Origin of the sequence: Spiractinospora alimapuensis (assembly GCF_018437505.1) — a bacterium.
GTDB classification, from domain to species: Bacteria; Actinomycetota; Actinomycetes; order Streptosporangiales; family Streptosporangiaceae; genus Spiractinospora; species Spiractinospora alimapuensis.
Window position 1 is genome coordinate 856,512 of the sequence record NZ_CP072467.1, and the last position, 25,905, is coordinate 882,416.

24 protein-coding genes and 2 pseudogenes are annotated in these 25,905 nt (G+C 70.4%); 10 read left to right on the forward strand and 16 right to left on the reverse strand.

The window, feature by feature from the left end; all coding sequences use genetic code 11:
• Nucleotides 1-6: 6 nt before the first annotated feature.
• Complete coding sequence (locus tag J4H86_RS04020; RefSeq protein WP_236542162.1) at nt 7-963, forward strand: type 2 periplasmic-binding domain-containing protein; 957 nt, start codon at nt 7-9, stop codon at nt 961-963.
• Nucleotides 964-1,073: 110 nt separating this feature from the next.
• A complete protein-coding gene (locus tag J4H86_RS04025) occupies nt 1,074-1,274 on the forward strand; it encodes a hypothetical protein (RefSeq protein WP_236542163.1) in 201 nt (66 codons plus the stop codon).
• 83 nt (nt 1,275-1,357) lie between these two features.
• Here J4H86_RS04025 and J4H86_RS04030 read toward each other — a convergent pair whose 3' ends face one another.
• Genes J4H86_RS04030 through J4H86_RS04040 form a run of 3 tightly spaced genes read right to left on the reverse strand, consistent with a single transcriptional unit; the run spans nt 1,358 to nt 3,181 of the window.
• A complete protein-coding gene (locus J4H86_RS04030) occupies nt 1,358-1,897 on the reverse strand; it encodes a ribosomal protein L7/L12 (protein ID WP_236542164.1) in 540 nt (179 codons plus the stop codon).
• 55 nt (nt 1,898-1,952) lie between these two features.
• On the reverse strand, nt 1,953-2,354 hold the full coding sequence (locus tag J4H86_RS04035) for a PPOX class F420-dependent oxidoreductase (RefSeq protein ID WP_236542165.1): 402 nt from the start codon (nt 2,352-2,354) through the stop codon (nt 1,953-1,955).
• A gap of 32 nt (nt 2,355-2,386) precedes the next feature.
• Complete coding sequence (locus J4H86_RS04040; protein ID WP_236542166.1) at nt 2,387-3,181, reverse strand: TetR/AcrR family transcriptional regulator; 795 nt, start codon at nt 3,179-3,181, stop codon at nt 2,387-2,389.
• 104 nt (nt 3,182-3,285) lie between these two features.
• Here J4H86_RS04040 and J4H86_RS04045 point away from each other — a divergent pair, with 104 nt between their 5' ends.
• A complete protein-coding gene (locus J4H86_RS04045) occupies nt 3,286-4,554 on the forward strand; it encodes a DUF418 domain-containing protein (protein ID WP_236542167.1) in 1,269 nt (422 codons plus the stop codon).
• Nucleotides 4,555-4,588: 34 nt separating this feature from the next.
• Nucleotides 4,589-5,266 carry a DUF998 domain-containing protein gene (locus J4H86_RS04050; protein ID WP_236542168.1) on the forward strand — a complete coding sequence of 226 codons (678 nt, stop codon included), beginning with the start codon at nt 4,589-4,591 and terminating at the stop codon, nt 5,264-5,266.
• A gap of 238 nt (nt 5,267-5,504) precedes the next feature.
• Here J4H86_RS04050 and J4H86_RS04055 read toward each other — a convergent pair whose 3' ends face one another.
• The 3 genes from J4H86_RS04055 to J4H86_RS04065 all read right to left on the reverse strand — a co-directional run bounded on the left by J4H86_RS04055 (nt 5,505) and on the right by J4H86_RS04065 (nt 8,954).
• The gene (locus tag J4H86_RS04055; protein ID WP_236542169.1) at nt 5,505-7,079 is read right to left on the reverse strand and encodes a succinic semialdehyde dehydrogenase; all 1,575 of its coding nucleotides are present in this window, start codon (nt 7,077-7,079) and stop codon (nt 5,505-5,507) included.
• A 170-nt stretch (nt 7,080-7,249) separates the two neighbouring features.
• Nucleotides 7,250-7,963: an ABC transporter permease gene (locus tag J4H86_RS04060; RefSeq protein WP_236542170.1), complete on the reverse strand. Its 714-nt coding sequence runs from the start codon at nt 7,961-7,963 to the stop codon at nt 7,250-7,252.
• A 10-nt stretch (nt 7,964-7,973) separates the two neighbouring features.
• The gene (locus J4H86_RS04065) at nt 7,974-8,954 is read right to left on the reverse strand and encodes an ABC transporter ATP-binding protein (protein ID WP_236542171.1); all 981 of its coding nucleotides are present in this window, start codon (nt 8,952-8,954) and stop codon (nt 7,974-7,976) included.
• 91 nt (nt 8,955-9,045) lie between these two features.
• Here J4H86_RS04065 and J4H86_RS04070 point away from each other — a divergent pair, with 91 nt between their 5' ends.
• The gene (locus tag J4H86_RS04070) at nt 9,046-9,732 is read left to right on the forward strand and encodes a TetR/AcrR family transcriptional regulator (protein ID WP_236542172.1); all 687 of its coding nucleotides are present in this window, start codon (nt 9,046-9,048) and stop codon (nt 9,730-9,732) included.
• Between the two features lie 828 nt (nt 9,733-10,560).
• Here the strand turns inward: J4H86_RS04070 and J4H86_RS04075 are convergent.
• Nucleotides 10,561-11,298, reverse strand: coding sequence for a maleylpyruvate isomerase family mycothiol-dependent enzyme (locus J4H86_RS04075; RefSeq protein WP_236542173.1), 738 nt, complete (start codon nt 11,296-11,298; stop codon nt 10,561-10,563).
• A 42-nt stretch (nt 11,299-11,340) separates the two neighbouring features.
• Nucleotides 11,341-11,970, reverse strand: coding sequence for a TetR family transcriptional regulator (locus tag J4H86_RS04080; RefSeq protein ID WP_236542174.1), 630 nt, complete (start codon nt 11,968-11,970; stop codon nt 11,341-11,343).
• Nucleotides 11,971-12,351: 381 nt separating this feature from the next.
• Between J4H86_RS04080 and J4H86_RS04085 the strand changes: the two are divergent.
• Together J4H86_RS04085 and J4H86_RS27720 are read left to right on the forward strand one after the other, a co-directional pair.
• Nucleotides 12,352-13,335: pseudogene (locus J4H86_RS04085) on the forward strand (IS481 family transposase); the annotation flags it as partial.
• Nucleotides 13,336-13,405: 70 nt separating this feature from the next.
• A pseudogene (locus J4H86_RS27720) lies at nt 13,406-13,842 on the forward strand (IS982 family transposase); the annotation flags it as partial.
• Nucleotides 13,843-13,869: 27 nt separating this feature from the next.
• On the opposite strand, the gene J4H86_RS04090 reads toward J4H86_RS27720, so the two are convergent.
• Nucleotides 13,870-15,096: an acyl-CoA dehydrogenase family protein gene (locus J4H86_RS04090; protein ID WP_236542175.1), complete on the reverse strand. Its 1,227-nt coding sequence runs from the start codon at nt 15,094-15,096 to the stop codon at nt 13,870-13,872.
• A 123-nt stretch (nt 15,097-15,219) separates the two neighbouring features.
• The gene (locus tag J4H86_RS04095; RefSeq protein WP_394356443.1) at nt 15,220-16,689 is read right to left on the reverse strand and encodes a helix-turn-helix domain-containing protein; all 1,470 of its coding nucleotides are present in this window, start codon (nt 16,687-16,689) and stop codon (nt 15,220-15,222) included.
• Between the two features lie 155 nt (nt 16,690-16,844).
• Between J4H86_RS04095 and aceA the strand changes: the two genes are divergently transcribed.
• Nucleotides 16,845-18,140: an isocitrate lyase gene (gene aceA, locus J4H86_RS04100; RefSeq protein ID WP_236542176.1), complete on the forward strand. Its 1,296-nt coding sequence runs from the start codon at nt 16,845-16,847 to the stop codon at nt 18,138-18,140.
• Between the two features lie 214 nt (nt 18,141-18,354).
• Nucleotides 18,355-19,203: a CPBP family intramembrane glutamic endopeptidase gene (locus tag J4H86_RS04105; RefSeq protein ID WP_236542177.1), complete on the forward strand. Its 849-nt coding sequence runs from the start codon at nt 18,355-18,357 to the stop codon at nt 19,201-19,203.
• Here J4H86_RS04105 and J4H86_RS04110 read toward each other — a convergent pair whose 3' ends face one another.
• Nucleotides 19,204-20,439, reverse strand: a complete 1,236-nt coding sequence (locus J4H86_RS04110) for a CynX/NimT family MFS transporter (protein WP_236543889.1) — start codon at nt 20,437-20,439, stop codon at nt 19,204-19,206. It lies immediately after the preceding gene.
• Nucleotides 20,440-20,587: 148 nt separating this feature from the next.
• On the opposite strand from J4H86_RS04110, the gene J4H86_RS04115 reads away from it, so the two are divergent.
• The gene (locus tag J4H86_RS04115; RefSeq protein ID WP_236543890.1) at nt 20,588-21,265 is read left to right on the forward strand and encodes a FadR/GntR family transcriptional regulator; all 678 of its coding nucleotides are present in this window, start codon (nt 20,588-20,590) and stop codon (nt 21,263-21,265) included.
• A gap of 8 nt (nt 21,266-21,273) precedes the next feature.
• Here J4H86_RS04115 and J4H86_RS04120 read toward each other — a convergent pair whose 3' ends face one another.
• From J4H86_RS04120 to J4H86_RS04140, 5 genes are all read right to left on the reverse strand, one after another.
• Entirely contained in the window at nt 21,274-21,729 is a 456-nt protein-coding gene (locus tag J4H86_RS04120) for a hypothetical protein (protein WP_236542178.1), read from the reverse strand.
• 1 nt (nt 21,730) lies between these two features.
• The gene (locus tag J4H86_RS04125) at nt 21,731-22,078 is read right to left on the reverse strand and encodes a hypothetical protein (RefSeq protein WP_236542179.1); all 348 of its coding nucleotides are present in this window, start codon (nt 22,076-22,078) and stop codon (nt 21,731-21,733) included.
• Between the two features lie 1,176 nt (nt 22,079-23,254).
• Nucleotides 23,255-23,917: an RraA family protein gene (locus tag J4H86_RS04130; RefSeq protein WP_236542180.1), complete on the reverse strand. Its 663-nt coding sequence runs from the start codon at nt 23,915-23,917 to the stop codon at nt 23,255-23,257.
• Between the two features lie 237 nt (nt 23,918-24,154).
• A complete protein-coding gene (folP, locus tag J4H86_RS04135) occupies nt 24,155-24,934 on the reverse strand; it encodes a dihydropteroate synthase (protein ID WP_236542181.1) in 780 nt (259 codons plus the stop codon).
• The gene (locus J4H86_RS04140; RefSeq protein WP_236543891.1) at nt 24,921-25,880 is read right to left on the reverse strand and encodes an Lrp/AsnC family transcriptional regulator; all 960 of its coding nucleotides are present in this window, start codon (nt 25,878-25,880) and stop codon (nt 24,921-24,923) included. The genes folP and J4H86_RS04140 overlap by 14 nt, the downstream gene beginning before the upstream one ends.
• Between the last annotated feature and the right edge of the window lie 25 nt (nt 25,881-25,905).

Sequence of the window (25,905 nt, forward strand, 5' to 3'; positions counted from 1 at the left end):
ATCGCCATGGTTGACCCCTCCGCGCCGTCCCCACCCCGGGCTCCCTCTCCCCCGGCCCGCTCCCACCTCGCCACCCTCATCGGCGGCGCCGCGGCCCTGACCGTGGTCACCGCACTCAGCATCGGCTCTGTGTCGAAGGAGGAGCCGGGGAGCGCCGACGTCGACAACGACGATCGGGACGTGGAGGCGTCCGACGCCGACGAGGGCTCCGCCGCCGAGGAGGACACCGATCTCGTGCTCATCTATCCCCGTGGTGAGCTCACGTCGAGCCAGGAGCACCTGCTGGCCGTGGCGCGGGAGGCGTCGGCGAAGCTGGGGCGCCCCCTGGTGGAGACGGAGGTCTCCAGTGCCGGATACAACAGCGGGGTCAAACGCCAGCTCCAGGACGGGGTGGCGGACGTGGCAATCACTTACGGCCCGTTCACCAGCGAGGCGTGTCGAGGCTTCGACGGCGCCGCGACCTCCGCTCCGGTGGCCCGCCTGCTGGACGCGCTGCTGGTGCCGCCTGGCAATCCGGACTCCTTGAGTGGGTTGGAGGACGTCGTCGACGAGGACCTCGTCCTTGGCGTCTCCGCGAACGGCCCGCACCGGGAGCGCGCGGAGGCGGCGGGGGTGTCGTCCGGGAACCTCGTGGAGTCCGAGCTGGAGTTCCGTGAGGTCGAGGACGGCGAGGTGGACGCGTTCCTCGGTGACTCCCAGGAACTCGCCTGGCAGGCGCGGGACCGGCAGAGCGACCTGGAGGTCACCGAGCCGTTGGTCCCCGTGGTCGACGGCGAGGAGGTCGAGGAGTACACCGGTTTCTACGTCTCCGATCCCGACTTCGCCGAGGAACTCGACGAGGTTCTGGCGACATTGCACGACGACGGTTGGGTGCTGGAGTCCGGCGAGGCGTGGGGCATGACCGAGGACCACCGCCCACCGGAGTCGGTGCACCGCTACGACGCGTGCACCCAAGGACCGTAGCCGGGTTCCTCAGTGACTCAGCACCTCAGTCGTTCAGCGATTCTGCCCTGACTGGCGCGGGGAAACTCTGGGATCCTGGGGTTCGGGTGCCCCGCCGTTTGGAGTTCCTCGTGTCCAAACCCTCCTCGACTTCCGACCCGACCTTCACCTCGTCCTCCGCGTCCGAAGTCACCGGTGCCGACATCGTCGCGCTCATCGCCGTCGCGGTGGTGGTGGTCGTCATCTCCGTGTTCGCGATGACGGCCTGGACCAATATCGGTGCGGTGCCGGCCGACAGTCTCCGGGACACGCCCGCACAAGGATCGGGGTAGCGGCGTGAACGCTGATGATGCGTCCGCCTGAGGTCAGCGTCCGCACGGCCGCGGCATCCGGGCTGAGGCGTGCCGGGCCGGGATCAGAGAACGTCAACGAACCGGGTCGCCTCGTCTGTCGTCATTCCGGTTTCCCGTGTGACGAGCGCGATGGCCTCGTCCCGCCCGACCTCAGCGAGCATCGCTCGTGCCCGCGACGCCACACTCTCCTCCACGAATCCGTGCACGTACTCGCCGGGCTGCAGGCGGTCGATGGTGGATTTGGCGTCTTTGAGACTCCAACCGGTCGCCTCCCTCAGCACCTTGATGGCCTGGATCTTCTTCCCAGCGAACATCAGTTCCCGGATCTCACGGGACACCTCGGGAGGAACATCAGTCACGGTTCCGGGTGGTGGTGTCGACGCGCCGACGGAGATCGCGTGCAGTTCGGGTACGGCCTCGCCCCGACCGACGCGGTCCACCACGTCTTTGGCCTCTCTCAGCCCCCACCCGGTCGCCCCGCGCAGGACCTTGATCGCCTGGATCTTCCTGTCACGGGACACGAGGGCGTAGACCTCCGCCACGGGGTCGTCGGGCGTACCGGTCGATGCCTCGCGTCCGCGTCCGAAAAATGAGAAGACCATGCCGGGATCATAGGTCGCGCCGCGGACGTTTTTCTCCCCAATTACCTCCTTGCGGTCAGGAGGGAAGGTCTCTGGCGTTGTAGCGTCCGTCGCCGCTGGGGTCGAGTCCCTCGGCGACGACACGTCGTGGGTGGATCCGGATGACTTCGTCGCCCCAGGGGGACACTCCGGGCCCGGTCAGTGTCTCCGCTCGTCCCCGGATCTCGACACTGCGCGGACGCCAGGGGTTCGTGGAGGCGAGGTCGTCCACGATGAAAGCGACTTCGGGGTTCCTGCTCGCGTTGCGGAACTTCTGGCTCTTGGCCAGTCCCCACCCCACCACGTCGATGGTCCGGGTCTCGGGGTTGTAGTGCACCCCCACGGCCCGGATCTGGGGGCGTCCCTGGGCGTCGATTGTCGTGAGACGGCCCAGCAACTGGGAGTCGAGGTACGCGATCTCGGCGTCGGTGAATGTCATGACCCCAGTCATGTCCTATCGCACGGCTGGGGTCAAGTCCCACGCGTGTCCAGCGTTTCCCCGGCGGCGGCACGCTCCCCGATCCGGCGCCTCATCCGTGCCTCGATGCCGTCCAGCAGGCTCTCCAGGCCGAACTCGAAGCTCGCTTCGGCGTCCGCGTCACCGGTGGTCTCAACGATGCGCAACATGGACGGGTACTGGTTCCAGTCGACGTGTGTGCGCAGGAACTCCTCCTCCACCTCCTGCCACGACCGGCCTTCTCCGCCCTCGGACCCGTCCCGCATCTCGTCACGCTCCATCGCGACCTGGATGGCCTCGCGGGCCTGTCCCCGAACGAAGGCGTCCACGCTGTTGACGGCGGCGAGCATCTCCCCCTCGGTGAGACCGGTGTCCTCGAGCACCGACAGGGCGGAGTTCATCCAGGCGAGGGTGCCCGGGCCGGCCAGGTGTCGCGCCGAGGTGAGTTGGATGACCCACGGGTGGGCGCGGTAGTCCTGCCAGTCCTCCCGCGCCCAGGCGGTGACCTTCTCCCGCCAGCCGCCGGGGTGCTCGTGCGGCAGACGCGACATCGCGATCATGCCGTCGACCATGAGAGCGAAGAGTTCGTCCTTTCCCGGCACGTAGGTGTACAGCGACGCGGTTCCCACGCCGAGGTCCTCGGCGACGCGACGCATCGACATCGCCTCCAAACCCTCGGTGTCCGCGATGTTCACCGCCGCCTTGACGATCCGATCCCGACTCAGCGTGGGCCGGGGTCCTCGCCTTCCTGGCTGCTGGTGCCCCCAGAGCAGTTCGAGAACCCGCCGCGCGCCCGCGTTGGATGGCACATTGCCTCCCAGCAAAACTCCGTATATTGTTCGGTATTAACGAATGGTGTTCGAAGTTGTCAAGGGGCCCCCTCCCCTCTCCGAGCACCCCCTGAGGAACGATCGTGCCCGACCCCACGCGGAGCCCGGCCGGGGCTCCACCCTCCGCCGCTCGCCACTCCCTCCACCGGGCCGGTGTGCGTTCGGGCGAACGCGCACTCGCTCCCGATCTCGCTCGCGGCGTCATGCTCCTGCTGATCGTCCTGTCCAACACCGTGTTCTACCTGTACGCCGCGGACCACGGGCCCTCGGGCTGGCACCCCGTCGACGGCTCCGTCCTGGACTCCGTCGTCCAGTTCGCCATGGTCGTCGGCCTGGATCTTCGCACGTTCCCCATGTTCGCGTTCCTCTTCGGCTACGGCATGATGCGGCTCTACCAGCGCCAGACCGAGGCAGGAACCGCCCCCAAGGCCGCGGTCGCCCTCCTGCGTCGGCGCAGCCTGTGGCTGTTCGTCTTCGGCGCCGCCCACGCCGCGCTGCTGATGGCCGGCGACATCCTGGGCGTCTACGCACTGATCAGCGTCGTACTGGGGTGGCTGGTCCTACGCCGCACTCCCCGCACCATGCTCGTCGTCGCCGGGGTGCTCTATTTCCTGCTGGTCGCGCTCACCGCCCTGACCTACCTCGAGTTCGTCGGTGGCGGCGACGCGTCTGCCGACGTTCCCAGCGCCGTCGCCTACGCCGCACACGAGACGAACTATTTCGCCTCCGTCGGCACCCGCCTGGAGACCTGGCTGCTGGGGAGCACCCTCCTCGGCTCCCTCTTCAGCTTCTCCTTCCACGCCGCCATGGTGCTCGGATTCTGGGCCGCCAGACGCCGTGTCCTGGAGGAACCCCGAAGGAACCTGCGCCTGCTCACCACGACCGCGATCCTCGGTGTCTCCGTCGGCTGGTTGGGCGGACTGCCGATCGCGCTGGACCACGTGGGCCTGCTCTCCATCCCCGCCGCGGCACACGGCCCCAACGGCCCGGTCTTCATGTGGCAGGTCATGACCGGACTGCCGGGCGGTCTGGGCTACGCCGCACTCTTCGGACTCCTCGCCATGTGGCTGTCGGAACGCGCGCGACGTGGCGTGGTCGTGAACGCCGTCGCGGCCCTGGGCAAACGCTCCCTGTCCGGTTACCTCGCCCACTCGGTCGTGTTCTCCCCCGTGCTCGCGGCGTGGGGGCTCGGCCTCGGCGCACACCTGGGCAGCGCGAGCGTCGCCGCTTTCGCGGTTCTCACCTGGTTGGTGACCGTCGCCGGTGCCTACGCCCTGGAACTGTCGGATCGACGTGGACCGGCGGAGGCGCTGCTGCGTCGGCTCATGTACCGCGACGCGGCGTCACGCTGACACGGACAGCCCCTCCCGGAAAGAGGTCCCCACGATGCTCCCGAACCGCCTCCTCCTACGTTGCGGTCTCGCCGCGGGGCCGCTCTTCGTCACCGTGTTCACGGTCGCCGGGGCGCTGCGTCCGGACTACTCCCCCGTCCGGCACCCGGTCAGCTCGCTGGCGCTCACCGGGTGGGGCTGGGTCCAGGTGGCGAACTTCCTCCTGGCCGGGGCGTTGCTGCTCGCCCTCGCGGTGGGTATGCGCCGTGTGGGCCCGAGACCGGTCCGGGGGGCGACGCCCTGGCTGCTGGGCCTCGGCGGTGTCGGGCTCATGGGCGCCGGCGTGTTTCCCGGTGACCCCGTGAGCGGGTACCCACCGGGAACCCCGGACACGCTGGTCTACACGCCGCCGGGCGTGGCACACGACGCCTTCTCGGTACTGTTCTTCCTCTGCGTCGCGGCCGCCGGCGGCGCGCTTTCCGTGCGCTGTGCGCGGGAACGACGGTGGGGGCTCGCGGTGTACTCCCTCCTCAGCGCGATCCTCTTCCTCGTGCTGCTGGTGGTCGCGAGCAGCGGGTTCGAGCAGGACCCGGCGCTCGTGGACTACGGCGGGCTGATCCAACGCGCCTCGTTGGTGGTGGGTTTCGCCTGGACCACCGTGGTGGCGGCCGCGCTGCTGCGCGGCGCCGAACGGGACCGCTCCGATTCCGGGGCCCCGACGGCGGCGCGCTGACACGGTGCGGCAGCGACCTGGGTCGTGTGTGTTGAGGGCTTCTCGGGTGATGGAGCGGCCGTCGCCGCTACTGGGGTCGCTTCGCGGATTGTGCCCCGGCGGGCGCCCGCGCTTCGGCTCCCAGGACGATCCGTGCTGGGCATCCTGGTCGGCTCCTCGACAGGATCCACGCAGCGAACGCCGTCCCGACGGTCACGAGCCCCAGCGCCCCCGCGAAACACAGCGCTGAAATAACGACCTAGAGGCGCAGGCGTCGCATCCAGTGGCCCGCCCGCGTCATCACCTTCGTCCACGTCTCGGGGTCGAAGACGGGCGTCCCGTCGAGGGCGAGAAGCCGCTGTGTCGCGACCGTCTGCGGCTCGGTGAAGCGCAGCAGGCCCTCGGGGCCGTGCCGCCGCCCCAGTCCCGAGCGCTTCATGCCCCCCATGGGTCCGCCATAGCTGGCGAAGGCGGCCCCGTAGCCGTCGTTGACGTTGACGGTTCCGGCCTGGATCCGTGCGGCGAGCAGGCGTCCCCGGGTCTCGTCCCGTGTCCACACGCTCGCGTTCAGCCCGAGGTCGGAGTCGTTGGCCATCGCCACGGCCTCCTCGTCGTCGGCGAACGGGGCGACGGCGAGGAGCGGACCGAACGTCTCCGCCCGGCATGACGCCATCTCGGGCCCCACCCCGGCGAGCACCGTGGGCGCGTAGAACAACGGGCCGAGGTCCGGGCGGGCGTGTCCCCCGGCCAGGACCTCCGCCCCCCGCGCGACCGCGTCGCGCACGTGTTCGTCGGTGCGGTCGAGCTGACGGGCGTAGGTGAGGGAGCCCATGTCCGCGCTGAAGTCGAACCTGGAGTTGAGCTCCATGCCCGCGACGGCGCTCGCGAGCCGGTCGACGAACCGGTCGTGGATGGACTCGTGCACGTAGAGACGTTCCGCCGCGATGCACAACTGCCCGGCGTTGGAGAACGCCGCCCGTAGCGTGCCGCGGACCGTCCGCTCGACGTCGGCGTCCGCGCGAACCACCATCGGGTTCTTGCCCCCGAGTTCGGCGGAGCACCCGATGAGGCGGGCGCCGCAGCGTTCCGCGATCGTGGCGCCGGCCGTGGTGGAACCGGTGAACGCCACGTGGTCGGCGCTGTCGACCAGCGCCTCGCCGATGTCGGCGGGTTCCCCCACCACCGGGATCCACAGGTTCTGCGGCAGGCCGCACTCCTCCAGCAGGTCCATCGCCCACAGCGCGCTCAGCGCGGTCTGGGTGTCGGGCTTGGCGATCACCGCGTTCCCGGCGAGGAGCGCGGGCACGGCGTCGGCCAGCGGGAGGGTCAGTGGATAGTTCCAGGGGGTGATCACGCTGACCACTCCCTTGGGATGGTGGTTGACCTCGGCCCGGGTCGCCACCGGCATCGCGCCGGTGACACGGCGGGGCCGCAGCATCGCCGGCGCACGGCGGGCGTAGTACAAGGTCGCGGCCGCCGCGTCGTAGACCTCCTCGAACGCGTGCCGACGGGCCTTGCCGGTCTCCCATTGCAGGATGTCCAGGATCTCCCGCTGTCGGCGGAGCACGAGGTCACTGAAACGCAGGAACGGCTTCACCCGTAGCGCCGGGGCGACCCGGGCCCACGCGGCCTGGGCTTCGCGGGCCCGGGCGAACGCCGCCTCGATGTCCTCGCCGGAGGACTGTGGGAGCTCCGCGAGCGGTGCGCCGGTGAAGGGCGCCGTGACCGTGGTCGGACGACGGGTGGTCGCGGCGACGCGACGGGTGAGCCGGGTGGCCAGGCCCTCGGGCAGTCCGGCGCGTGGGTCCGGGGGCGTTGCGGCGGAGGCGGTCATGTGCGCACCATATCCGGCTCGGCCACGTCCGCACTACTGCCGAGTAACGACGCCCCGGGCGTGCCACCGAGCCTGACCAGTCCTGGTCACCGCCCCCTCGGTGGCACGTGACGGGAGCTCGTCGTCGGGAGGACCGGCCCGCCCCACACCCCGGCCACGCGCCACGCACCTCACCCGCGTCGACTCATCACCCACTGACACACCAGCAGGCCGATCAGGCACCACGCCGAGAGGACCGCGAAGGGCAACGGCGACACCCCGCCCTCGGGTACCGCGACGGTCTCCCGGATCGCCTGGGCCATGTAGGTGAGTGGGAGGAAGTCGTGGAAGGTGGCGAGCCAGGCGGGCAGCCGCTCGGCGGGGAAGTTGATCGGGGAGAACATGAGAGCGAAGAAGAGCACCACGTTGGTCGCCATCTGGGCGGCCATCGGTGGGACGACGTAGGCGATGGTGTAGCCGATGGCGACACAGGTGAGCGACACGAGCAGCACGGCGGGCAGCACCAGCGGGCTGATCCGCAGCTCCAGGTCGAACCGGAGCGTGGCGGCGACCAGCCCGGCCGCCAACCCGGGCAGGGCGATGAGCACCCACGTCGTGACGTCGGCGACGAGGGTCGCGCTGCGGGGGACGGGAAGCGCGCGTTGGAAGTCGAAGATTCCCTGCATCTTCTGCTGGGCGACCATGCTCGGCGCGAACGCCATGCACACGGCGATGAGGGAGATGGCCATGGCCCCGGTGGCGAGGTACTGGGCCGCCACGGGGTCCTGGTCCACGCCCGGGATGAGGAACGCGAACCCGATTACGATGCCGACGGACAGGATGATCTGGATGAGGATCATGAGCGGGGCGACGAACCGCACCCGCAGTATTCCCCAGCGGAACATCAGGGCATAGCTACGAAGCCACCACGTGACTCCCCCGGTCGGCTCCGTCGTCCGTGCGGGCGGCGCCGGTGGCGTTTGCGTTCTCGGTTCCGACGAGACCGACATAGACGTCCTCCAAGCTGGTGGGGGTGATCGAGAACTCTTCGATGTCTCCGGACCGTCGCAGGGCCTGTGCCCACGCGAGCGCGTCCGGAGCGTGTTCGGTGGCGATGGGCATGAGATGGCGGCGTCCCGTCCGCCGGGCCGGGCCCGCCGTGGCGATCGCCGGTTCGATGGGCGCGGCGTCCGAGGAGAGCAGTTCCAGGCGCAGCTCTCCCGCGGCACTCTCGCGGAGCTCGGCGGGGGTTCCCTCCGCGACGACCCGGCCACCGTCCAGGACGGCGAGGCGGTCGACGCTGCGCTCCGCCTCGGCCACGTTGTGGGTCACCAGGAGTACGGCGTGGCCCTCGTCGGCCAGGGCGCGCACCTGCTCCCAGAGGAGGCGTCGTCGGACGGGGTCGACGTCGTTGGTCGGTTCGTCCAACATCACGACCCGTCCCGGCGCGACACCAGCCATCGCGAACGCGGCCAGCCGGCGCACGCCGCCGGACAACCGCTCCCCGATGGTGTCGGCCCATGGGTCGATCTCCAACGCGGTGATAAGCGCGGCGGCACGGGCGCGGGCCTCGTCCCGACCGGCGCCCCGGATCCGCCCGATCATCTCCACGGCCTGGCGTGGGGTGACCCCTTCCAGTGGAGCGTGCGCCTGCGGCATCAGCGCGCACATTCCGCGCGCGTAGGCGGGATCGGCGACGAGATCGCGCCCGCCCAGCGTGATCTGTCCGGCGGTGGGCCGGAGCAGTCCCACCACCTGGTTGATCAGGGTCGTCTTCCCGGCTCCGTTGTGTCCCAGCAGGCCGAACACCTCCCCCGGCGACACCTCGAGCGAGATCCCGTCGTTCGCGGGTTCGCCCGGTCTGTACTCCTTGCGGAGCTGGTGGATCCGCAGCACGAAGAGCCCTCCAAATACTGGGTGGTATGCGAATACCACTCAGTATTCAGATACCATTGGGGATGTCAAGCTGGGTTCGAAGGAGGTCGGGATGGCGGAACGACTCACCCGAGAGGAACAGCGCGTACGCAACCGAAAGGAACTCCTGGCCGCGGCGGTGAGGGTATTCGCCGAGCGGGGGATCGCCGGCGCGTCGCTCGACGAGGTGGCGGCCGAGGCGGGCCTGACCAAGGGGGCGGTCTACTCCAACTTCGCCAACAAGGAGGAGCTCGTCATCCAGGTGCTGTGGCAGCAGATCGCCACCCCGGAGAACATCGAGGCCGAGCGCCTGTTCGCCTCCTCCGCGTCCACCGAGGAGCTGATCAACGCCTACGGGGACCTGTGGGTCGCCACGACGCGCGGCGGAACGCGTGACGCCTACAGCAGGGTGGCGTTGGAGTTCATGGCCCACGCGCTGCGCGACCCGGTCCTACGCGAGGAGTACCGCGACTTCGTCTTTCCCCCCGTGGAGATGGCGCGACACCACCCCTTCGCCCCCGAGGGAAGCGAACTGGCCAAGCTCCCGCCCGGCCTGGTCCTCAACCTGGTGACGGCGCTCAGCATCGGACTCGGCTCCCTGAGCCTGATCAGCGCCGAGCACTGCCCGCCCGAGCTGTTCCGCGTCGCCCTGCGCCTCCTGGCCGGCCTCCCCATCGACGTGGACGCCATCCCCGCGCCACCTCCGCCGACCTCCGGCCAGCACCAAGGAGAGGCGAGCCACTCCATTCCCGAAGAGTGACCTTTACGTCGTAGATTCACATAGACGCGTAATGACGGCGGCGTGCTCGGCACCGAATTCCGGCCCCGGACGGGCGACTCCGCGCTCGCGCCGCACCACTCCCGTCCTGAGGCGAAGGAACGCTCCGGGCCAGGCCGGATCGCCCCGTTCGCGCCCCGTGGGCTCCGGGTAACCCTCGGCATCGCGTGGTGCGGCCCCCGCGCACGGGGCGACGGTACGTGCCCGCGCCGCGCGGCCGGGGGGTGGTGCCCTCGTCCGCCGCCCAGCCGGCGCACCGTGTCCAGAACCCAACGCTCAGGCGGAGACCGACGCCGCCGCCTGGTTCCTCCTCGTCCATCACACAGGCCGTCGCGCGGGGTGCGGGTGGACCTCGCCCGCGTACGAGCGGGACGGCGTGCGCGGATCCCGGGGCACCGCGCCGCAGGGGGCCGGACGGCTCCGCCGGCGCGAAGCGATCTCCTTGGGCCACGAAGTACCCGTGCCCGTCATGCCCAATCTCCGCGCCCCGTGTCCCGACACGTGGCGCGGCGGGGGACGCAGCACCAGGGGTTTGGAACGGTCCGGGGTGCGCTCGCGTAGGCGTCGGGGTGGTGGAGTCAATCAGCCCGGCAACGGGTTGGGCCGTCGCCGGCGCGGTCGAGGTCTCCGGTGTTCCCACCGCCCGCGCACCGGAGCCCCGGGGGTTCGGTCCCTCGCCGCCTCGACCGCCCGCGGGGTCGTGTGACCACGGCGGTGCCACCGATCCCGCCGCAGCGCGTGAATGCCCCCCCGGGGGGAGAGCGACGGGGGGCATGGCGGCGGAGACAACCCGGCGGGATATGTGCGGGACTAGCGCGGGGCGGTGCGGCCGGGCCAGGGGGCGAGGGTCGGGAGTGCGGAGACGTCGGGGGCGAGGACACCGTCGGGGGTGCGGCCGGCGATCCAGGCGGTGAGGTCGCGCAGGTCGCCGCGGATCGTGACGGGGTCGCCGGATCCGAGGGTCCGGGTCTCGTCGGTGTCGGTGGCGATGAGGTCCAGGCGGGTGCCCCTTGGCACGCGAAGTTCCAGGAAATCCAACAGGTGGTGGGCGAACTCGGCCGTCCAGTCGCGGGGCCGGTATGTAAGGGCGAGGTCGACGGCGTGAATCTCGGCCTCGCGCCAGCGGGCGAACACCGTGTCGGTCACCGTGCCATCGCGGTAGGCGACGCCGAGGTCCCAGTCACCGTCGGAGAGGTCGCTCCACTGCGTCTCCAGCTCCGACTGGGCGTCGCGCAGTCGCGCGAGGAGCTCGTCCCGCGGCCGCGTGGCGCCCTCCTCGATCTCACGGTCCCGACCCTCCTGGCCACCGTCGTAGATGTCCACGCGCTCACCCGCCCGCGCGAAGCGCACCTGACGCTCCAGCGCCCAGGCGTTGTTGGCGAGGTGCGACACGACGTGGGCGCGGGTCCAACCAGGGAGTCCGGACGGGGCGCGCAGCGTGGCCTCATCGGTGTGGGCGAGCAGGTCGAGGACCCGGGCGTGGGCGGAGGCGACAAGGGTGACCACCACGCGGGGGGACGACTCGGGAACGGGCGTGACGTTGTCCATCCCCCTATAGTGCCTGGCGCCCCGTGGGACGCGCCAGGCGCGTCACTGTTGGGCGGAGACCGCGCCGACGGCACCCACGACCGCCGCCGCGAGGTCGGCGACCACCTGGTCCAGCGAAACGTCGGGGTGGTCCAACCACCACTCCCCCGTTTCGCGCACCATGCCGATGACCGCGTGCGCCACGACCCGTGCGCGCGGCGCGGCGTCGATCCACCCCTCGGCCACGAAGACGGCACCCATCTCCTCACCCAGGCGGCGCACCATCATCCCGACGTTGCCGCGCGTCGCCGGATCCTCCGCGGTGGCCCGGTGCATCAGGAACCGGTAGAGGTTCAGGTTGGCCCCGATGACGCCGAGGTACACACCGATCGTGGCGTGCGCCCGCTCCCGCAGGTCCGAACCGAGGGTCAGCTCCTCGCGGATCCGTGCGACGAGGGGCTCCACGTGCCGGACGGCGAGGGCCCGGTAGAGGCCGTTCTTGTCGCCGAAGTGCCGGTAGAGGATGGGCTTGCTGATGCCGGCCTCGGCGGCGATGGCGGCCATCGTGGCGTCGGGGCCGTCCCGCTGGATCACGGTGTCGGCGGCGTCCAGGATGGCGCGTCGGCGTTCCGGGTCCCGACCACGAGTCCCATCCGCCCCCTCCGGGGCCAGTCCGGAGGGGGGCGCGCTCACCGGTCTCCCCCGAAAATGGCCCTGGCCCTCGGGTCCGGGAGATATCGGGTCGGTGGCTCGCACATGTCTCGCATTCCTCGCGGTTCTCGCACTCGGGTGTGGATCGTTGGGACGCGGACGTGGTCGCCGCGATCGTGCCCCGAACGCGGCGAAACACATTCTCGCTGCCGGTCGCGTCGCGGCCCGAACGCGCGTTGGGGGATGCCCCAGGCCGGTGTCAGGCGGCGCGGTCCCCTTCCCTCTTCCCTGGGGAGGGGGAGATTCACACCCTAGATGTACTGACCATGGAGGTTGGTAACACCCACCCCGCGTGATGCATACGAAGAGGGCCTCCGGTATCGATGGGGATTGCGACATCATCACCGGACCGGAAGGCCCTCGATGCCTCACGCTACCCATCCCAACGCCAAGCTCGCACCGGCTGGCCGCCTGGCATTGGCCCGCTGCATTGTCGAGGACGGATGGCCGCTGCGCCGGGCCGCTGAACGCTTCCAGGTCTCGGCCACCACCGCCCAGCGCTGGGCCGCGCGCTACCGCACCGGCGGCCCAGCCGCCATGACCGATGCCTCCAGCCGTCCCGCCCGCTCGCCCCGGCGCACCTCCATCCGCCGTCAGCGCCGCGTCATCAAACTCCGCCACCTCAACCAGTGGGGACCGGCCCGTATCGCCGGGCACCTGCACATGCCCGCCTCTACCGTCCACCGCATCCTCACACGCCACGGCTGCGCTCGCCTGGCCCACCTGGACCGCGCCACCGGCCGCACCGTGCGCCGCTACGAACGCGCCCGCCCCGGCGAACTGGTCCATGTCGACGTCAAAAAACTCGGCTCCATCCCCGACGGCGGCGGCCACCGCGCAGTGGGCCGCCACGCGGGAGTACGCAACAAGCAGGCAGCCACCACCGCCCGACGCAACGGGTCCCCGGTGATCGGCCACAGCTACCTGCACACCGCCCTGGACGACCACTCCCGCCTGGCCTACACCGAAATCCTGGCCGACGAACGCAAAGAGACCGCCACCGCCTTCTGGCAGCGCGCAGCGGCCTACTTCGCCTCGGTGGGCATCACCGTGGAGCGGGTCCTGACCGACAACGGGTCCTGCTACAGATCCGGTCTGTGGCGCGAAACGCTGACCCAGACCCAGATCGCACACAAGCGCACCCGCCCCTACCGGCCCCAAACCAACGGCAAGGTCGAACGCTTCCACCGCACCCTGACCGACGAATGGGCCTACGCCCGCCCCTACACCTCAGAGACCCAACGCCGCCACGCATTCACCGGATGGCTGCACCACTACAATCACCACCGCTTCCACACCGCCATCAACGGCCCACCCACCACCCGCGTCACCAACCTCACAGGACAGAACACCAGATCGTTGATGGGGGTGTCTTGGACCTCCTGCGGGCGCGACGAAGGGTGCCAATGCTCTGGGCGTGAACACCAACCTGGACGCCCTTCTGATCGCACGCTCTGTCTCTCTGGGCGGCCACGTCGTGGGTTGGTCGCCGAAACCCGGAAGACGCGACCCGGCGCGGCTGTTGACCGACGCTGAACTGGTCTGCGTCGCTGTCGCCCAGGGCCTGCTGGGATGTGACTCCGAGCGCCGGTGGCCGAACACCGCGCCAGCCCGGATCGGCCACCTGTTCCCGCGCCTGCCTCACGCGTCGCGGTCGAACGCTCCGACGTGGGCGAGATCACCGGCTACCGCCACGACACCTCCCACCACGCCCTCTGGGGCGCCACGGCGCGGCATCCGCTCACCCACCCCCAAGAACTCGACGAACGCGAACCAGCCCCCCACCTCCTCCATCCCCAGCGGACCGCCCCCGTCACAGGGCCGATCGTGTGCGACGAGGGCTTCACCGGCGCCCTTCGCCCCCTCGTGGTACGGGCCACGTCATCGGACGGGCTGTCCGGTGACGGCCCGTCCGATGATGAGTCGTTGGATCTCGCTCGCGCCCTCGAAGATGGTGAAGATCGTGGCGTCGCGGTGCCAGCGTTCCACCGGAAACTCCGTGGTGTAGCCGTTCCCGCCCAACAGGCGGATGGCGTTCTGGGTCACCCAGGTCGCCGTCTCGCTGGCGAAGAGTTTGCTCATCGAGCCCTCGGCCTGGGCGAAGTCACGGTCGTTGCGGCCCATCCACGCCGCGCGCCACACCAGCAGGCGGGCCGCGTCGATCCGCGTCGCCATGTCGGCCAGGGTGAACGCGACGGACTGTGTGTTCGCCAGCGGGGCGCCGAACTGCTCCCGCTCCACCGTGTAGTCCCGGGCGCACTCGTAGGCCGCGCGGGCACAGCCCACGGCCATGGCCCCGACCGTGGGTCGGGAGGTCTCGAACGTCTTCATCGCGGCCTGGCCGCCGGACCGCTTGCCCTCCCTCGCGCGGGCCAGGCGCGCGTCCAGCTTCTCCTTCCCGCCGAGCAGACAGCGGCCGGGGACACGGACGTCGTCCAGCACGACCTCGGCCGTGTGCGACGCCCGGATCCCGTGCTTGGAGAACTTCTGGCCCTGCCCCAGCCCCTTGGTTCCCGGAGGGACGACGAAGGTCGCCTGTCCCCGCGCGCCGAGCTCCGGGTCCACGGAGGCCACCACCACGTGGACGTCCGCGATGCCCCCGTTGGTCACCCAGGTCTTGGTTCCGTTGATCACCCATTCGTCGCGCGCCTGGTCGTAGCGCGCACGGGTCCGGATGGCCCCGACGTCGCTGCCCGCGTCGGGCTCGGAGGAGCAGAACGCGCCGAGGCGGACGTCGTCGGCGTCGCCGAACATCGGGGGAACCCACTCGCCCTGTTGTTCCGGCGTCCCCGTGGCGGCGACCGACACCGCGGCCAGGGTGGTCCCGGTCAGCGCCAGCCCGATGCCGGGGTCACCCCAGTACAGCTCCTCGTAGGTGACGGGGATGCCGAGCCCACTGGGCTCGAACCACTGGGTGGCGAAGAAGTCCAGGGAGTAGAGTCCGATCTTGGCGGCTTCCTGCAGGATCGGCCACGGGGTCTCCTCCCGCCGATCCCACTCCGCCGCGGCCGGCCGGATGACGTCGCGGGCGAATCCGTGCACCCACTCCCGCACCTCCCGAACGTCGTCACTGGGTTCCGGATGGAACACGGGGTGGCCTTCGCTCATGGTGGTCCCTGTTCTTTGGTGTCCCGGGCGTGCCGAATCTGGAGTTACCAACGGTAACAGCACCGGGGTCGGAACTGAACCTCCCGTCCGCGACCGGATCCGGTCGCGGACGGGGGACGACGGTCACTCCACCGCGTATCGCTCCAGGAACCGGTAGACGTCGGTGTCGTCCACGCCCGGAAAACTGCCCGGGGGCAACGCGGCGAGCACGTGGGAGTGGGCGCGCGCCGAGGGCCACACCTGCCCCTCCCACCGCGCGGCGAGGTCGGCGGGCGGGCGCAGACAGCACTCTCCCGTCGGACAGCCCGAACGCCGCCGGTTGGTCGTCTCGCGTCCACGGAACCAGCGCGACTCCTTGTAGGGAACACCCAGGGTGATGGCGAAGTTGCGCTCCCGCCCCGGGTCCACGTAGGCCACACACCAGTGCGTGCCGTTGGGCTTGTCGGTGTACTGGTAGTGGACGGAGTAACGGTCCGCGAGGGTGAAGACCTGCCGGCCGGCCCAGTACCGACACATCCGTTGTCCCTCGATCGCGCCGGCGTCGTCGGTGGGAAACACCAGGCCGTCGTTCTCGTAGGCCTTGTAGATGATGCCCGACTCGTCGTTGCGGATGAAGTGGCCCATCAGGTCCAGGTGTCGCGTGGAGAGGTTGGTGAACCGGTGCGCCGCCATCTCGTAGGACACCGAGTACACGTCACGCAGATCCTCGACCGAGATGTCGCGGGCGGCCTTCGCCTCCTGGAGGTAGGGGGCGGCGGTCTCCTCCGGGATGAGGACCGCGGCAGCGAAGTAGTTGGCCTCGACCCGCTGCCGTAGGAAGTCGGCGAAGTCGCGTGGCCGCGCGTGATCCAGGACGAAGTGGCCGAGTGTCTGCAGCAGCACCGTGCGGGGTGTGTGCATACCGAGGCTCTCCCGGCGCAGGAAGATGCGCCGGTTGCGCATGTCGGTGACCGAACGGACCGACCGTGGCAGGTCCTGGACGTAGCGCAGGGAGAACCCGCAGTGGGTGGCGATCGCGAGGATCATGCCCTGTGACAGGGCGCCCCCCTGGTAGTCGACCGCGTGCAGGACCTCTTGGGCCGCCCGCTCGACGTGTTCGAAGTAGTTTCCCCGCTCACGCATCTGGCGCCGGAGGTCGGCGTTGGCCCGGCGCGCCTCCTCGGGGGTGGCCGTCGGTTTGACGTCGCGCCGACGAAGCTCCTCGTACAGGCCCACGAGGTGCTCCAATACGTCGTTGGGGACCCGTTTCCCGACGCGCAGGTGCGGGAGGTTCAGTTCCCGGTAGAGGGGATCCCGCTGCGCCTCCTCCACCGCGATCTCCAACTGGGCGCGGCGGCTGGGCGGCTGACGGGACAGCAGCTCCTCCACGGGGACGTCCAGCGCCTTGGCCAGGGACCCCAGCAGCGACAGCTTGGGCTCCCGCTTCCCGTTCTCCAACAGCGAGAGCTGGGACGGGGCCCGGTCGACACGCTCGCCCAGTTGCGCCAGGGTGAGCCCCCGGCTGCGGCGAAGGTGCCGAAGTCGCTGCCCAAAGGTCACAAGATCCACACCTTCAGGCAAAGACAGGATTTCTTTGGTTCCGAACTGCGGCATAGCTTGATGCTATAGAAAGATTCGCGAATCTTCACATCGAATTCTCGTGCACACTTCTTCCCATGGGCCAAGAATCGGAAGTGCCGGCGGGGAACTCCCGATACGCGGTGTCTCCAGCCGGCAGCATCACGACTGGACCTAAGGGGCGGTACACGATGACCAGCACCACAACACGCCAGGACAGCGCCGGGCTTCAACACGAGTGGGAGACCGACCCGCGCTGGAAGGGAATCGAACGGACCTACTCGGCCGAGGACGTCGTGCGGCTGCGGGGCTCCGTCACCGAGGAGCACACGCTCGCGCGCCTGGGCGCCGAACGGCTCTGGGAACTCCTCCACCGTCGGGACTACGTGCACAGTCTGGGGGCCCTCACCGGCAACCAGGCGGTGCAGCAGGTCCGCGCCGGGCTGGAGGCCATCTACCTCTCCGGATGGCAGGTCGCCGCGGACGCCAACCTCGCGGGCCAGACCTACCCCGACCAGAGCCTCTACCCCGTGAACTCGGTCCCCACCGTCGTGCGGCGGATCAACAACGCGCTCCTGCGCGCCGACCAGATCACGTGGTCGGAGGGGGACGAGGACGCGCCCCACTGGCTCGCGCCGATCGTCGCGGACGCCGAGGCGGGATTCGGCGGCGTGCTCAACGCCTACGAGCTGATGACCTCGATGATCGCCGCGGGCGCCGCGGGCGTGCACTGGGAGGATCAGCTCGCCTCGGAGAAGAAGTGCGGGCATCTGGGGGGCAAGGTCCTCATCCCCACCTCCCAGCACGTGAGGACCCTGAACGCCGCGCGGCTGGCCGCCGACGTGGCGGGGGTGCCCAGCCTCGTGGTGGCCCGCACCGACGCGCAGGCCGCCACGTTGGTCACCAGCGACGTCGACGAACGCGACCGGAGGTTCCTCACCGGTGAGCGCACCGCCGAGGGCTTCCACCGGGTGCGCAATGGCCTGGAGGCGTGTGTCTCACGCGGCCTGGCCTACGCGCCCTACGCCGACCTGCTGTGGATGGAGACCTCGACCCCGGACCTCGACCTCGCGCGACAGTTCGCCGAGGCGATCAAGGAGGAGTACCCCGACCAGTTGCTCGCCTACAACTGCTCGCCGTCCTTCAACTGGAAGCGCCACCTGGACGACTCCACCATCGACAAGTTCCAGCGGGAGCTCGGCCACATGGGATACAAGTTCCAGTTCATCACCCTCGCGGGCTTCCACAGTCTGAACCACTCCATGTTCGACCTGGCCCGTGGCTACGCCGAGAACGGGATGACGGCCTACGTCGACCTGCAGGAGCGCGAGTTCGCCGCCGAGGCCCAGGGGTACACCGCCACGCGCCACCAGAGGGAGGTGGGCACGGGCTACTACGACCTGATCGCCAGCGCGATCACGCCGGACGCCGCGACCACCGCACTCACCGGATCCACCGAGGAGGACCAGTTCGCTGCGGCTCACTGAGGAGCTGGTCCGGTAGGGGCGGTCCCCTCTCCGCTTTCGTGGCTGGAGTCGGAGGGAGGGGCCGCCCTCGTTCGTTCGCCCCGTTCGGCCGACGCCGGACGGGGGCCGCGCCGCCCCGACGCGCCCCCGAGACCTCGGCGGTCGCTGTCGGGGCCGGATCCGAGCGACGGACGCGACGGCCCGGTGCGCTGGGGCAGGACCTAAGCTTTTGCGCATGACCACCGCGAAGGCCGAACCGCGGGACGACAGTGTCCCTTCCTCTCCCGGGTCCCCCGCCGTCGCCGCGTTGACGCCGCGGCTGTTGGGCTGGGAGATCGCCGTGGTGTTGGCGGCATCCGTCGCCGCCTACGCGGTCGAGTCCACGATCTCCTTCGTCGGGGTCCTGACGTCGCCGGAGAGCCTGTCGGCGCAGCAGGCCAACCTGGTGGTCCCCGGCGCGCAGTCCGAACGGCCGTGGCTGGACCTCGCCGTCCAGGTGTTCCGGATCGTCAACGCGCTCGTCCCGGTCGTTCTCGTCGTCTACCTGCTGCACCGCACCCGGGAGTCCGCCGCGCGCATCGGGTTCGACGTACGACGCCCGGGCTTCGACCTCGGCTACGGCGCCCTGCTCGCCGGCCTGATCGGCGCGGGGGGCCTGGTGGTCTACCTGGTCTCGGTCAATCTCGGACTCACGCGCCCCATCGCGCCGAGCACCCTGCACCCCCACTGGTGGCAGATCCCGGTCCTCGTTCTCCAGGCGGTGAAGAACGGAGTCCTGGAAGAGGTGATCGTCGTCGGTTACCTCATGCACCGCTTCGGGCAGCTCGGCCGGATGTGGGGCTGGTCCCCGCGCCGCTCGGCGATCGTCGCGACGGCGACCAGCTCGGGACTGCGCGCCTTCTACCACCTCTACCAGGGGGTGGGAATGTTCTTCGGGAACCTGGTGATGGGGGTCGTCTTCTGCTGGTTCTACCATCGCTTCGGTCGGGTGATGCCGCTGGTGGTGGCGCACGCGGTCATCGACATCGTGGCGTTCGTCGGAGCGGTGTACCTGATCGGCGCGCTGGACTGGTTGCCGGTCTAGTCAGCGCCGAGGGCGCTGGGCGTCCAGGGAGTCCTCCAGGTAGCGCGGACGTGCGATGAGGAGTCCGGCGGTGGCGTTGGCGACGACGGCGCACAACGCGATGACGACCGACAGGCCCCAGCCACCGGTGGCCCCGTAGGCCAGGCCGAACAGCAGGGGTCCGGCCCCACCGATGAGGTAGCCGACGCTCTGGGACGTCGCGGACAGCGTCGCCGTCCCCGCGGCGGTCCGGGTTCGGATGGCGAAGAGGGTGAGGGCCAACGGGAAACTGGACATGGCGACACCGAGGAGGGTGGACCACACCCAGGGCGCCGCGACCGGCGCGATCCCCAGGCCGACGAGGCCGACCACGTAGCAGCTACTACACGCGACCACGATCCATCGCTGGTCGCGGATCCGGACGGCGAGCCCCGGGAGCAGCAGTGACGTGGGGATCGCCAGCGCGGACAGGTAGGAGAGCTGCACTCCGGCCTCGGCGGCGCCCAGGCCACTGGTCCGCAGGAGCTGGGAGTACCAGCCGAACAGGATGTAGGCCAGCGCGGACTGGGTGCCGAAGTAGGTGATGCTCTGCCATCCCATCGCGCTGCCCAGGACGCGGCGCACGCTCAGCGTGGAGCTGCCGGCGGCCGAGGAGGTACCTCCCAACAGGACGATGACCCACGGAACCGCGGCGATCACTGCGAAGGCAGCGTACCCGGTCAGGACGATCCGCCAGTCGCCGCTGACGGCGTGCATCGCGGGTACGGTCAGCGCCGCGGCGAGCGCGCTGCCGACTGCCATGGCGGTGGTGTACAGCGTCGTCAGCGCGCCCACGCGGTCGGGAAAGAGTCGCTTGATCAGGCCGGGGAGCAGGACGTTGCCCACGGCTCCGCCCGACAGGGCGACGGCGCTGCAGACCATGAACAGCCACGTGGGCTCGGCGAACCCACGTGCTCCGGAGCCGAGCGCGATCGCGCACAGGGCCACCAGCAGGAGGCGCTGTTCCCCGATCAGGCGGGCGAGCACGGGGGTGAAACCACCGAAGAGGGCGAAGCAGACGACGGGAAGCGTCGTCAGCAGGCCAGCGCCGAGCGCGCTGAGGCCCAGTCCGTTGGTGAGCTCCTCCAGGATCGGCCCAACGCTGGTCACGGCGATGCGAAGGTTGAGGCCGGCCAGGCCGATGCCGAGGACGAGAAGTATCGCGACGGTCCAGGAGCGGCGCGCCGGGAGCCGAACCTCGCTCTCACGTTGTGTCATCTCCACCCGAGCAATCATAGGATGACCCCATAACTGGATTCGACTCGCCCCCGGAACCGGTACCATGCCTGAACCTGGCCCAAGCTCCTGCGCAGGCGCGGAACCCCGTCCGAAACGAGACCGACCAATGGCCGATCAGGAGGAAGGCGTGCCCCTCGCCTCGACACGACGAACGGGACTCGTCGAACAGGTCATCACCCAGATCCGCACCCAGATTGACTCAGGCGAGTGGCGGGTCGGCGACCGGATACCGACCGAGACGGAACTGTCGGACCAACTGGAGGTGGGGAGGAACACGGTGCGCGAGGCCGTGCGCGCCCTCGCCCACACGGGTCTGTTGGAGATCCGCCAGGGCGCCGGCACGTTCGTGCGGGCGTCCAGCGAACTCGCGGGGGCGCTACGTCGCCGCGTGGAACGCGGAAAGCTACGCGAGACCCTGGAGGTGCGCCGCGCCTTGGAGGTGGAGGCGGCCCGGCTGGCGGCGACCCGTCGCACCGACACCGACCTCGAGGAACTCAACACCCAGTTGCGCCGGCGCAAAGCGGCCCACGACGTGGGGGACCCGGCCGCGTTCGTCGACTCCGACGTCGCCCTGCACCGCGCCGTCGTCCGCGCCTCCCACAGCCCGCTGCTGATCGAGCTGTACAGCAACCTGACCCCCGGAATCACCGAGGGTATCGCCAGCATGGTCCTCGAGGACGGGACCGAGACGGTGCCCATCGACCACACACCACTGGTCGCCGCCATCCGCGACCGGGACCCCGACGCCGCGGCCCAGGAGACCACGCGGTTCATCGACGAACTCCTGGAGGAGAACCAGGACTAGCACCCGCTTTACGGGGGTGGGATCTGGCCCCGCCATGGCTGGTGCGGCGGCGTGTGCCCCGTCGGCGTGTGGTTCCATTCACCGCTCGGCGGGGGGTGGACCGGCCCGGGACCGCCCTGGTGGTGGTGCCAGGCGGGGCCGACCGGCGACGCGGTCGCGGAGGTGTCACGACGGGCCGCGGTGAGCACGAGCGCGAGGGCGGCGCCCCCCAGCAGCAGCGCTCCGACGATGGTGCGCACCGTCATCAGCACCGGGTGAACGCTGGAGCCGATCTCGACCATCTGGTACAGGATCAGGAGATTCCAGCCGTAGGCGATGGGAAAGTAGGCGACGAGCAACGCGGCCGCACAGAGCCCCCCGCCTCGTCGCCGCCGGTCGCCGAGCACGGCGAAGACCCCCACTCCCACTCCGAGGAGGAGGAAGGGCACCTGGTAGGCGAGCCCCTGCAGGGCCGGAGGTAGCACGTCAGACTCCGTTCCGGAACCGCGGAGCGGCCTGGTGGGTCCCCGTCGCGGGGCGAGCTCCCGTGGTCGGTGGGTCCCGGCGCAGCGCGGCAACGGCCAACAACAGCAGCGCGAGCACCAGAACGGCGGTGTGCACGATGTCGTACGCGGTCCACAGCCACGGGTCGACCGCCCCGGCGACGACGGTGACCAACCACGGGGAACTGGCCGCGTACACGATCATGAGGATGGAGCCGACGATCGTGAACACACGCCGATGGGGCGCGCACCTGTCGGCGACGACCAACCCCACGACGCCGGCCGCGGCGAACAACGCGCTCGACGTGAGGGGGACCAGTATCTCGATCATGACCTGCCCGACCGATCCGTGAGTGTGTCGCGCCTCACCCTACCGATCAGCACCCCACACGTACCCGCCTCGGCCGCTTCCGGCCCCGCCTTCGGGGGACCGCCGTGGCCATGCGGTGACCGACGGGAGACGCGTCCCTACCGCACACACCGTCGCTGGTCGACGGGACGAGCCGGCGCGCAGTGGACCCCGCGACCGTGCGCGAAAAAGGCGGCGGCGCGTGCCCGCGGCTGGTGGCGGTCTCTTCCCTGTTATCGGTCAGGATCTCGGTGGAGGCCAGCCGGAAGTGGTCATCTCTGGCGGTGTGCGGATAGCCAAAGCCGATCACGGGTTGGCGCCTTCGCGGGCGGAGGCGCTCGTGCGCCTGTTCGCCCTGCCTTGGGCTCGACCGTGGACACGGTGGCCCCGCCGGCAGGGATGACGCCCGAGTTTCTCTCCGCCGACGTGGACCAGCTCGCCGGGGTGCTGGCGTTCGTCGGGGCGCATCACGCGTGTTGTGGCCCGGTCCAGGTGGTACGGGAGGGCGCAGCGGTAGCCGGCCAGGAGCCGACGCACGGTCGAGGCGCGCATGCCAGGTGTCCGGCGGTACGGGCAGGTCCCCACCCGTGGAGGTGGCGGAGTTCGATGACGGCACGCTCGGGTCGGGTGTGGGCGCGGCGTCGGTCTGGATGGCGTGGGGCCTCGAGGGCCTTCCCGCTGGTGGACGTGAGACATCCACACCAGGACCGAAGGCCCTCCTATGTCGTTTCAGCAGGGGGCAGGGCCACCAACCAACAGGGTCTGGACATCCAGCCCACCGGCGTACAGGATCGTGTTCCCGTCTTCGCCATACCGCCGCTGGCGGAGACCGGTCACGTGCCCCGCCGTGCGTCGTCGATCCCGTCGCCACCCTGGCCGTGTGGTGGTCCCGGTGAGGGGGCCCGTCCTCGCCAACATGCCGTCGCCGGTGGGCGAGGACGATCGCCGTGGCTCCCGAGTCCACGCACGACCCCGCGCTCCCCGTTCCGTGTCCGCCGCGACGCCTCACCGAGGATCACGTAAACCCCGAATCGCCACCTCCGGCGCCGAGCCTCGGGATCCACGGGCGGGCGGGGCGGGGCGACGAGGACGACTCCCCCACCGGGGCGTCGGTCTGCTTCGCGGTCGGGTCCCGAAATCGCCGTGGCCGTCGCGGCCTCAGGGGCGTCCCACCGCTCGGGCGGCGACGGGGGCTCCGGACCAGCCGGTGACGCGTGAGGGGTCCAGATTGAGGACGTCCAGCGTGCTGCGTCCGTTGGACAGCGCGTCCAGGACGGTGCGCTCGTGTTCGGAGGCGGCGATGGTGGCGGCGACGATCCGCGCGGTGTCGGCGCGGGCGAGGACGACCGCTCCGTCCTCGTCGGCGGCGACCCAGTCGCCGCGCCGCACCGGCTGGGCTCCCCCGGCCAGATGGACCGTCTCACCGACGCTTCCGCCACGTTCGGAGGTGGGTTCACGTACCGAGACACCGGTGCCGACGACCGGAAGTCCACAGCGGGTGATGCCCACGACGTCACGCACGCTCCCCTCGACCATGATCCCCGCGAGGTCGCGAATCTGGGCGGCCACCGCCAGGATCTCGCCGACGTAGCCGTAGTCCGGATCCGCGGCGGTGTCCACGACGAGGACGGTACGCGGCGTCGCCTGCGCGACCGCGACGTGGATGGCGAGGTTGTCACCGGGCAGGCACGCCACGGGCAGCGCCGCTCCCGCCAGGGCCGCTCCGGGCCATACCGGGAACAGGTGAGATCCCAGCGACTGGGCCCCGTTCTTGGCGAGTGCCGTCGTTCCCAACGCGGTCAGGGTGTCCGCGAGCGCCACGTCAACCTCCATCACCGGCCAGGACAGGGCACGTGCGCCACGGGAGGTCCGGAGGGACGGCCGGCCACGCGCGCCTTGCGCTGAGCCTCCGCTCATGCACAAATACTCACGGGTAACTTCGGGGTCGCGCAAGGTGTCGGGGCGAGAAAAACCGCGAAAGGTGCCGGGAGGGGTTCGTCCGGACGACGGCCCTGACTCCCCCGGTGGCGGAACGGTGGGGCGCGGTCGCCGGCCCCGTCATCGTCCCGCGAGGACACCCACCCGATCCAGGGCGTCACGCGCGGCCGCGGCGTCGTGGACCCGGAAGACGCGCGCCCCCTGCCACGCCGAGACCGCGAGAACGGCCAGTGTGCCGGCCAGCCGCTCACCCACCGGCGCGTCCAGCGTCTCGCCGATGAAGTCCTTGTTGGACACCGCGACCAGCACCGGCCACCCGGTGTCGGTGAGCTCCCGCAGGCGGCGGGTGAGCTCCAGGGAGTGGTAGGTGTTCTTGCCGAAGTCGTGGGTGGGGTCCACGAGGATCCGTTCGGGGGCGACGCCGAGGTCCACCGCACGCTCGGCGAGTCGGCACACGGTGTCGACGACGTCGGCGACGACGTCGGTGTACTCCGGGCGGTGGGGGTCGGTGCGGGGCGCCAGTCCCCCGGTGTGGCTGCACACCAGCCCGGCGCCGTGGTCGGCGGCGACCCGGGCGAGGTCGGGGTCCGCGCCGGCCCACGTGTCGTTGATGAGGTCGGCTCCGGCCCGCGCGCACAGGTCGGCGACCTCGGCGCGCCAGGTGTCGACCGAGACCACGACGGTCGGGTGGCGGCGGCGGACCTCTTCGATGAGTCCCACCGTCCGGCGCGCCTCCTCGACGGCGTCCACGGCCGGACCGTAGCCGGCCCGGACACCACCGATGTCCACGATGTCGGCTCCGCGACTGACCGCGGTGTCGACGGCGCGGACCGCGGCGTCGAAGCCGAAGGTCGAGCCTCGGTCGTAGAAGGAGTCCGGTGTCCGGTTAACCACCGCCATCACGGCGTGGCTTCCGACGGGGAAGGAACGCTCCCCCAGGCACAGTTCGCCCACCCTGACCTCCGTCGCGCGCGACCCGGTGTCGTTCCTTGACCACGCCGAGGTGGGCCCAGGTCTCCACCTCGGTGATGTCGGCGAGAGAGCGGACCGCCCCCAGTGTCTCCACGACCCCGGCCCGGTCGGCGCCGGCGACCACGCCGATGACGTCGAAGCGACCAAAACCACTGATCGCGAAGTTCACTCCGGGAACCCTACCAAGGTGAGCGGCCGCCGCCGCGGCGTCGCCGCGACAGTGGGCGCCGAATCCCACGCACTCGTTGACCCCCATGGTGGCCGGCTCCAGCAGCGCGGTGACGTGCACCATCCCGATGCCGATCAGGCGCACGACGCGCGAACGGGTCGCGGCCTGGGAGAGCCCCACGTGTCGGGCCAGCTCGGCGTAGGACGCGCGGCCATCCTCCTGGAGGAGGCGGATGAGCCGCCAGTCCAGCCCGTCGACGGCGGCGCGAGGGTCCGAGGCGCCGACTGGTTCGCGTGGTCCCACGGCCGCGCGGAACACGTCGGTGCGCGCGACGCCCGTGACGCGCCGCAGGGTGGCGAGCTCCGTGGCGAGCTGGTTGTCGTTGGCCGTACGCAGGTAGGCGACGACGGGGACCCGCCCCGCGGTGTGCGCGGCGAAGATGACGGAGTCGCGATGCTGGAGTTCGGTCACCAGATGTTCACTCGCGCCGTGCACGGTGAACTCCACCAGCGCGAACACCTGCATCCCGGTCAGTCCCGCGTGGGGGATCCCCACGACGCGGATCGCTCCGGTGGTGAGCATGCGGCGTACCCGCGCCCGCACGGCCGTCCGGGACAGTCCCACGCCCTCCGCCAGGGTCTGGTAGGTCGCTCGTCCATCGGTCTGGAGCGCTTTGATCAGCGCAGCGTCGATGGCGTCGAGCACGGCGCGGCCTTCCTGTCGAATGGTG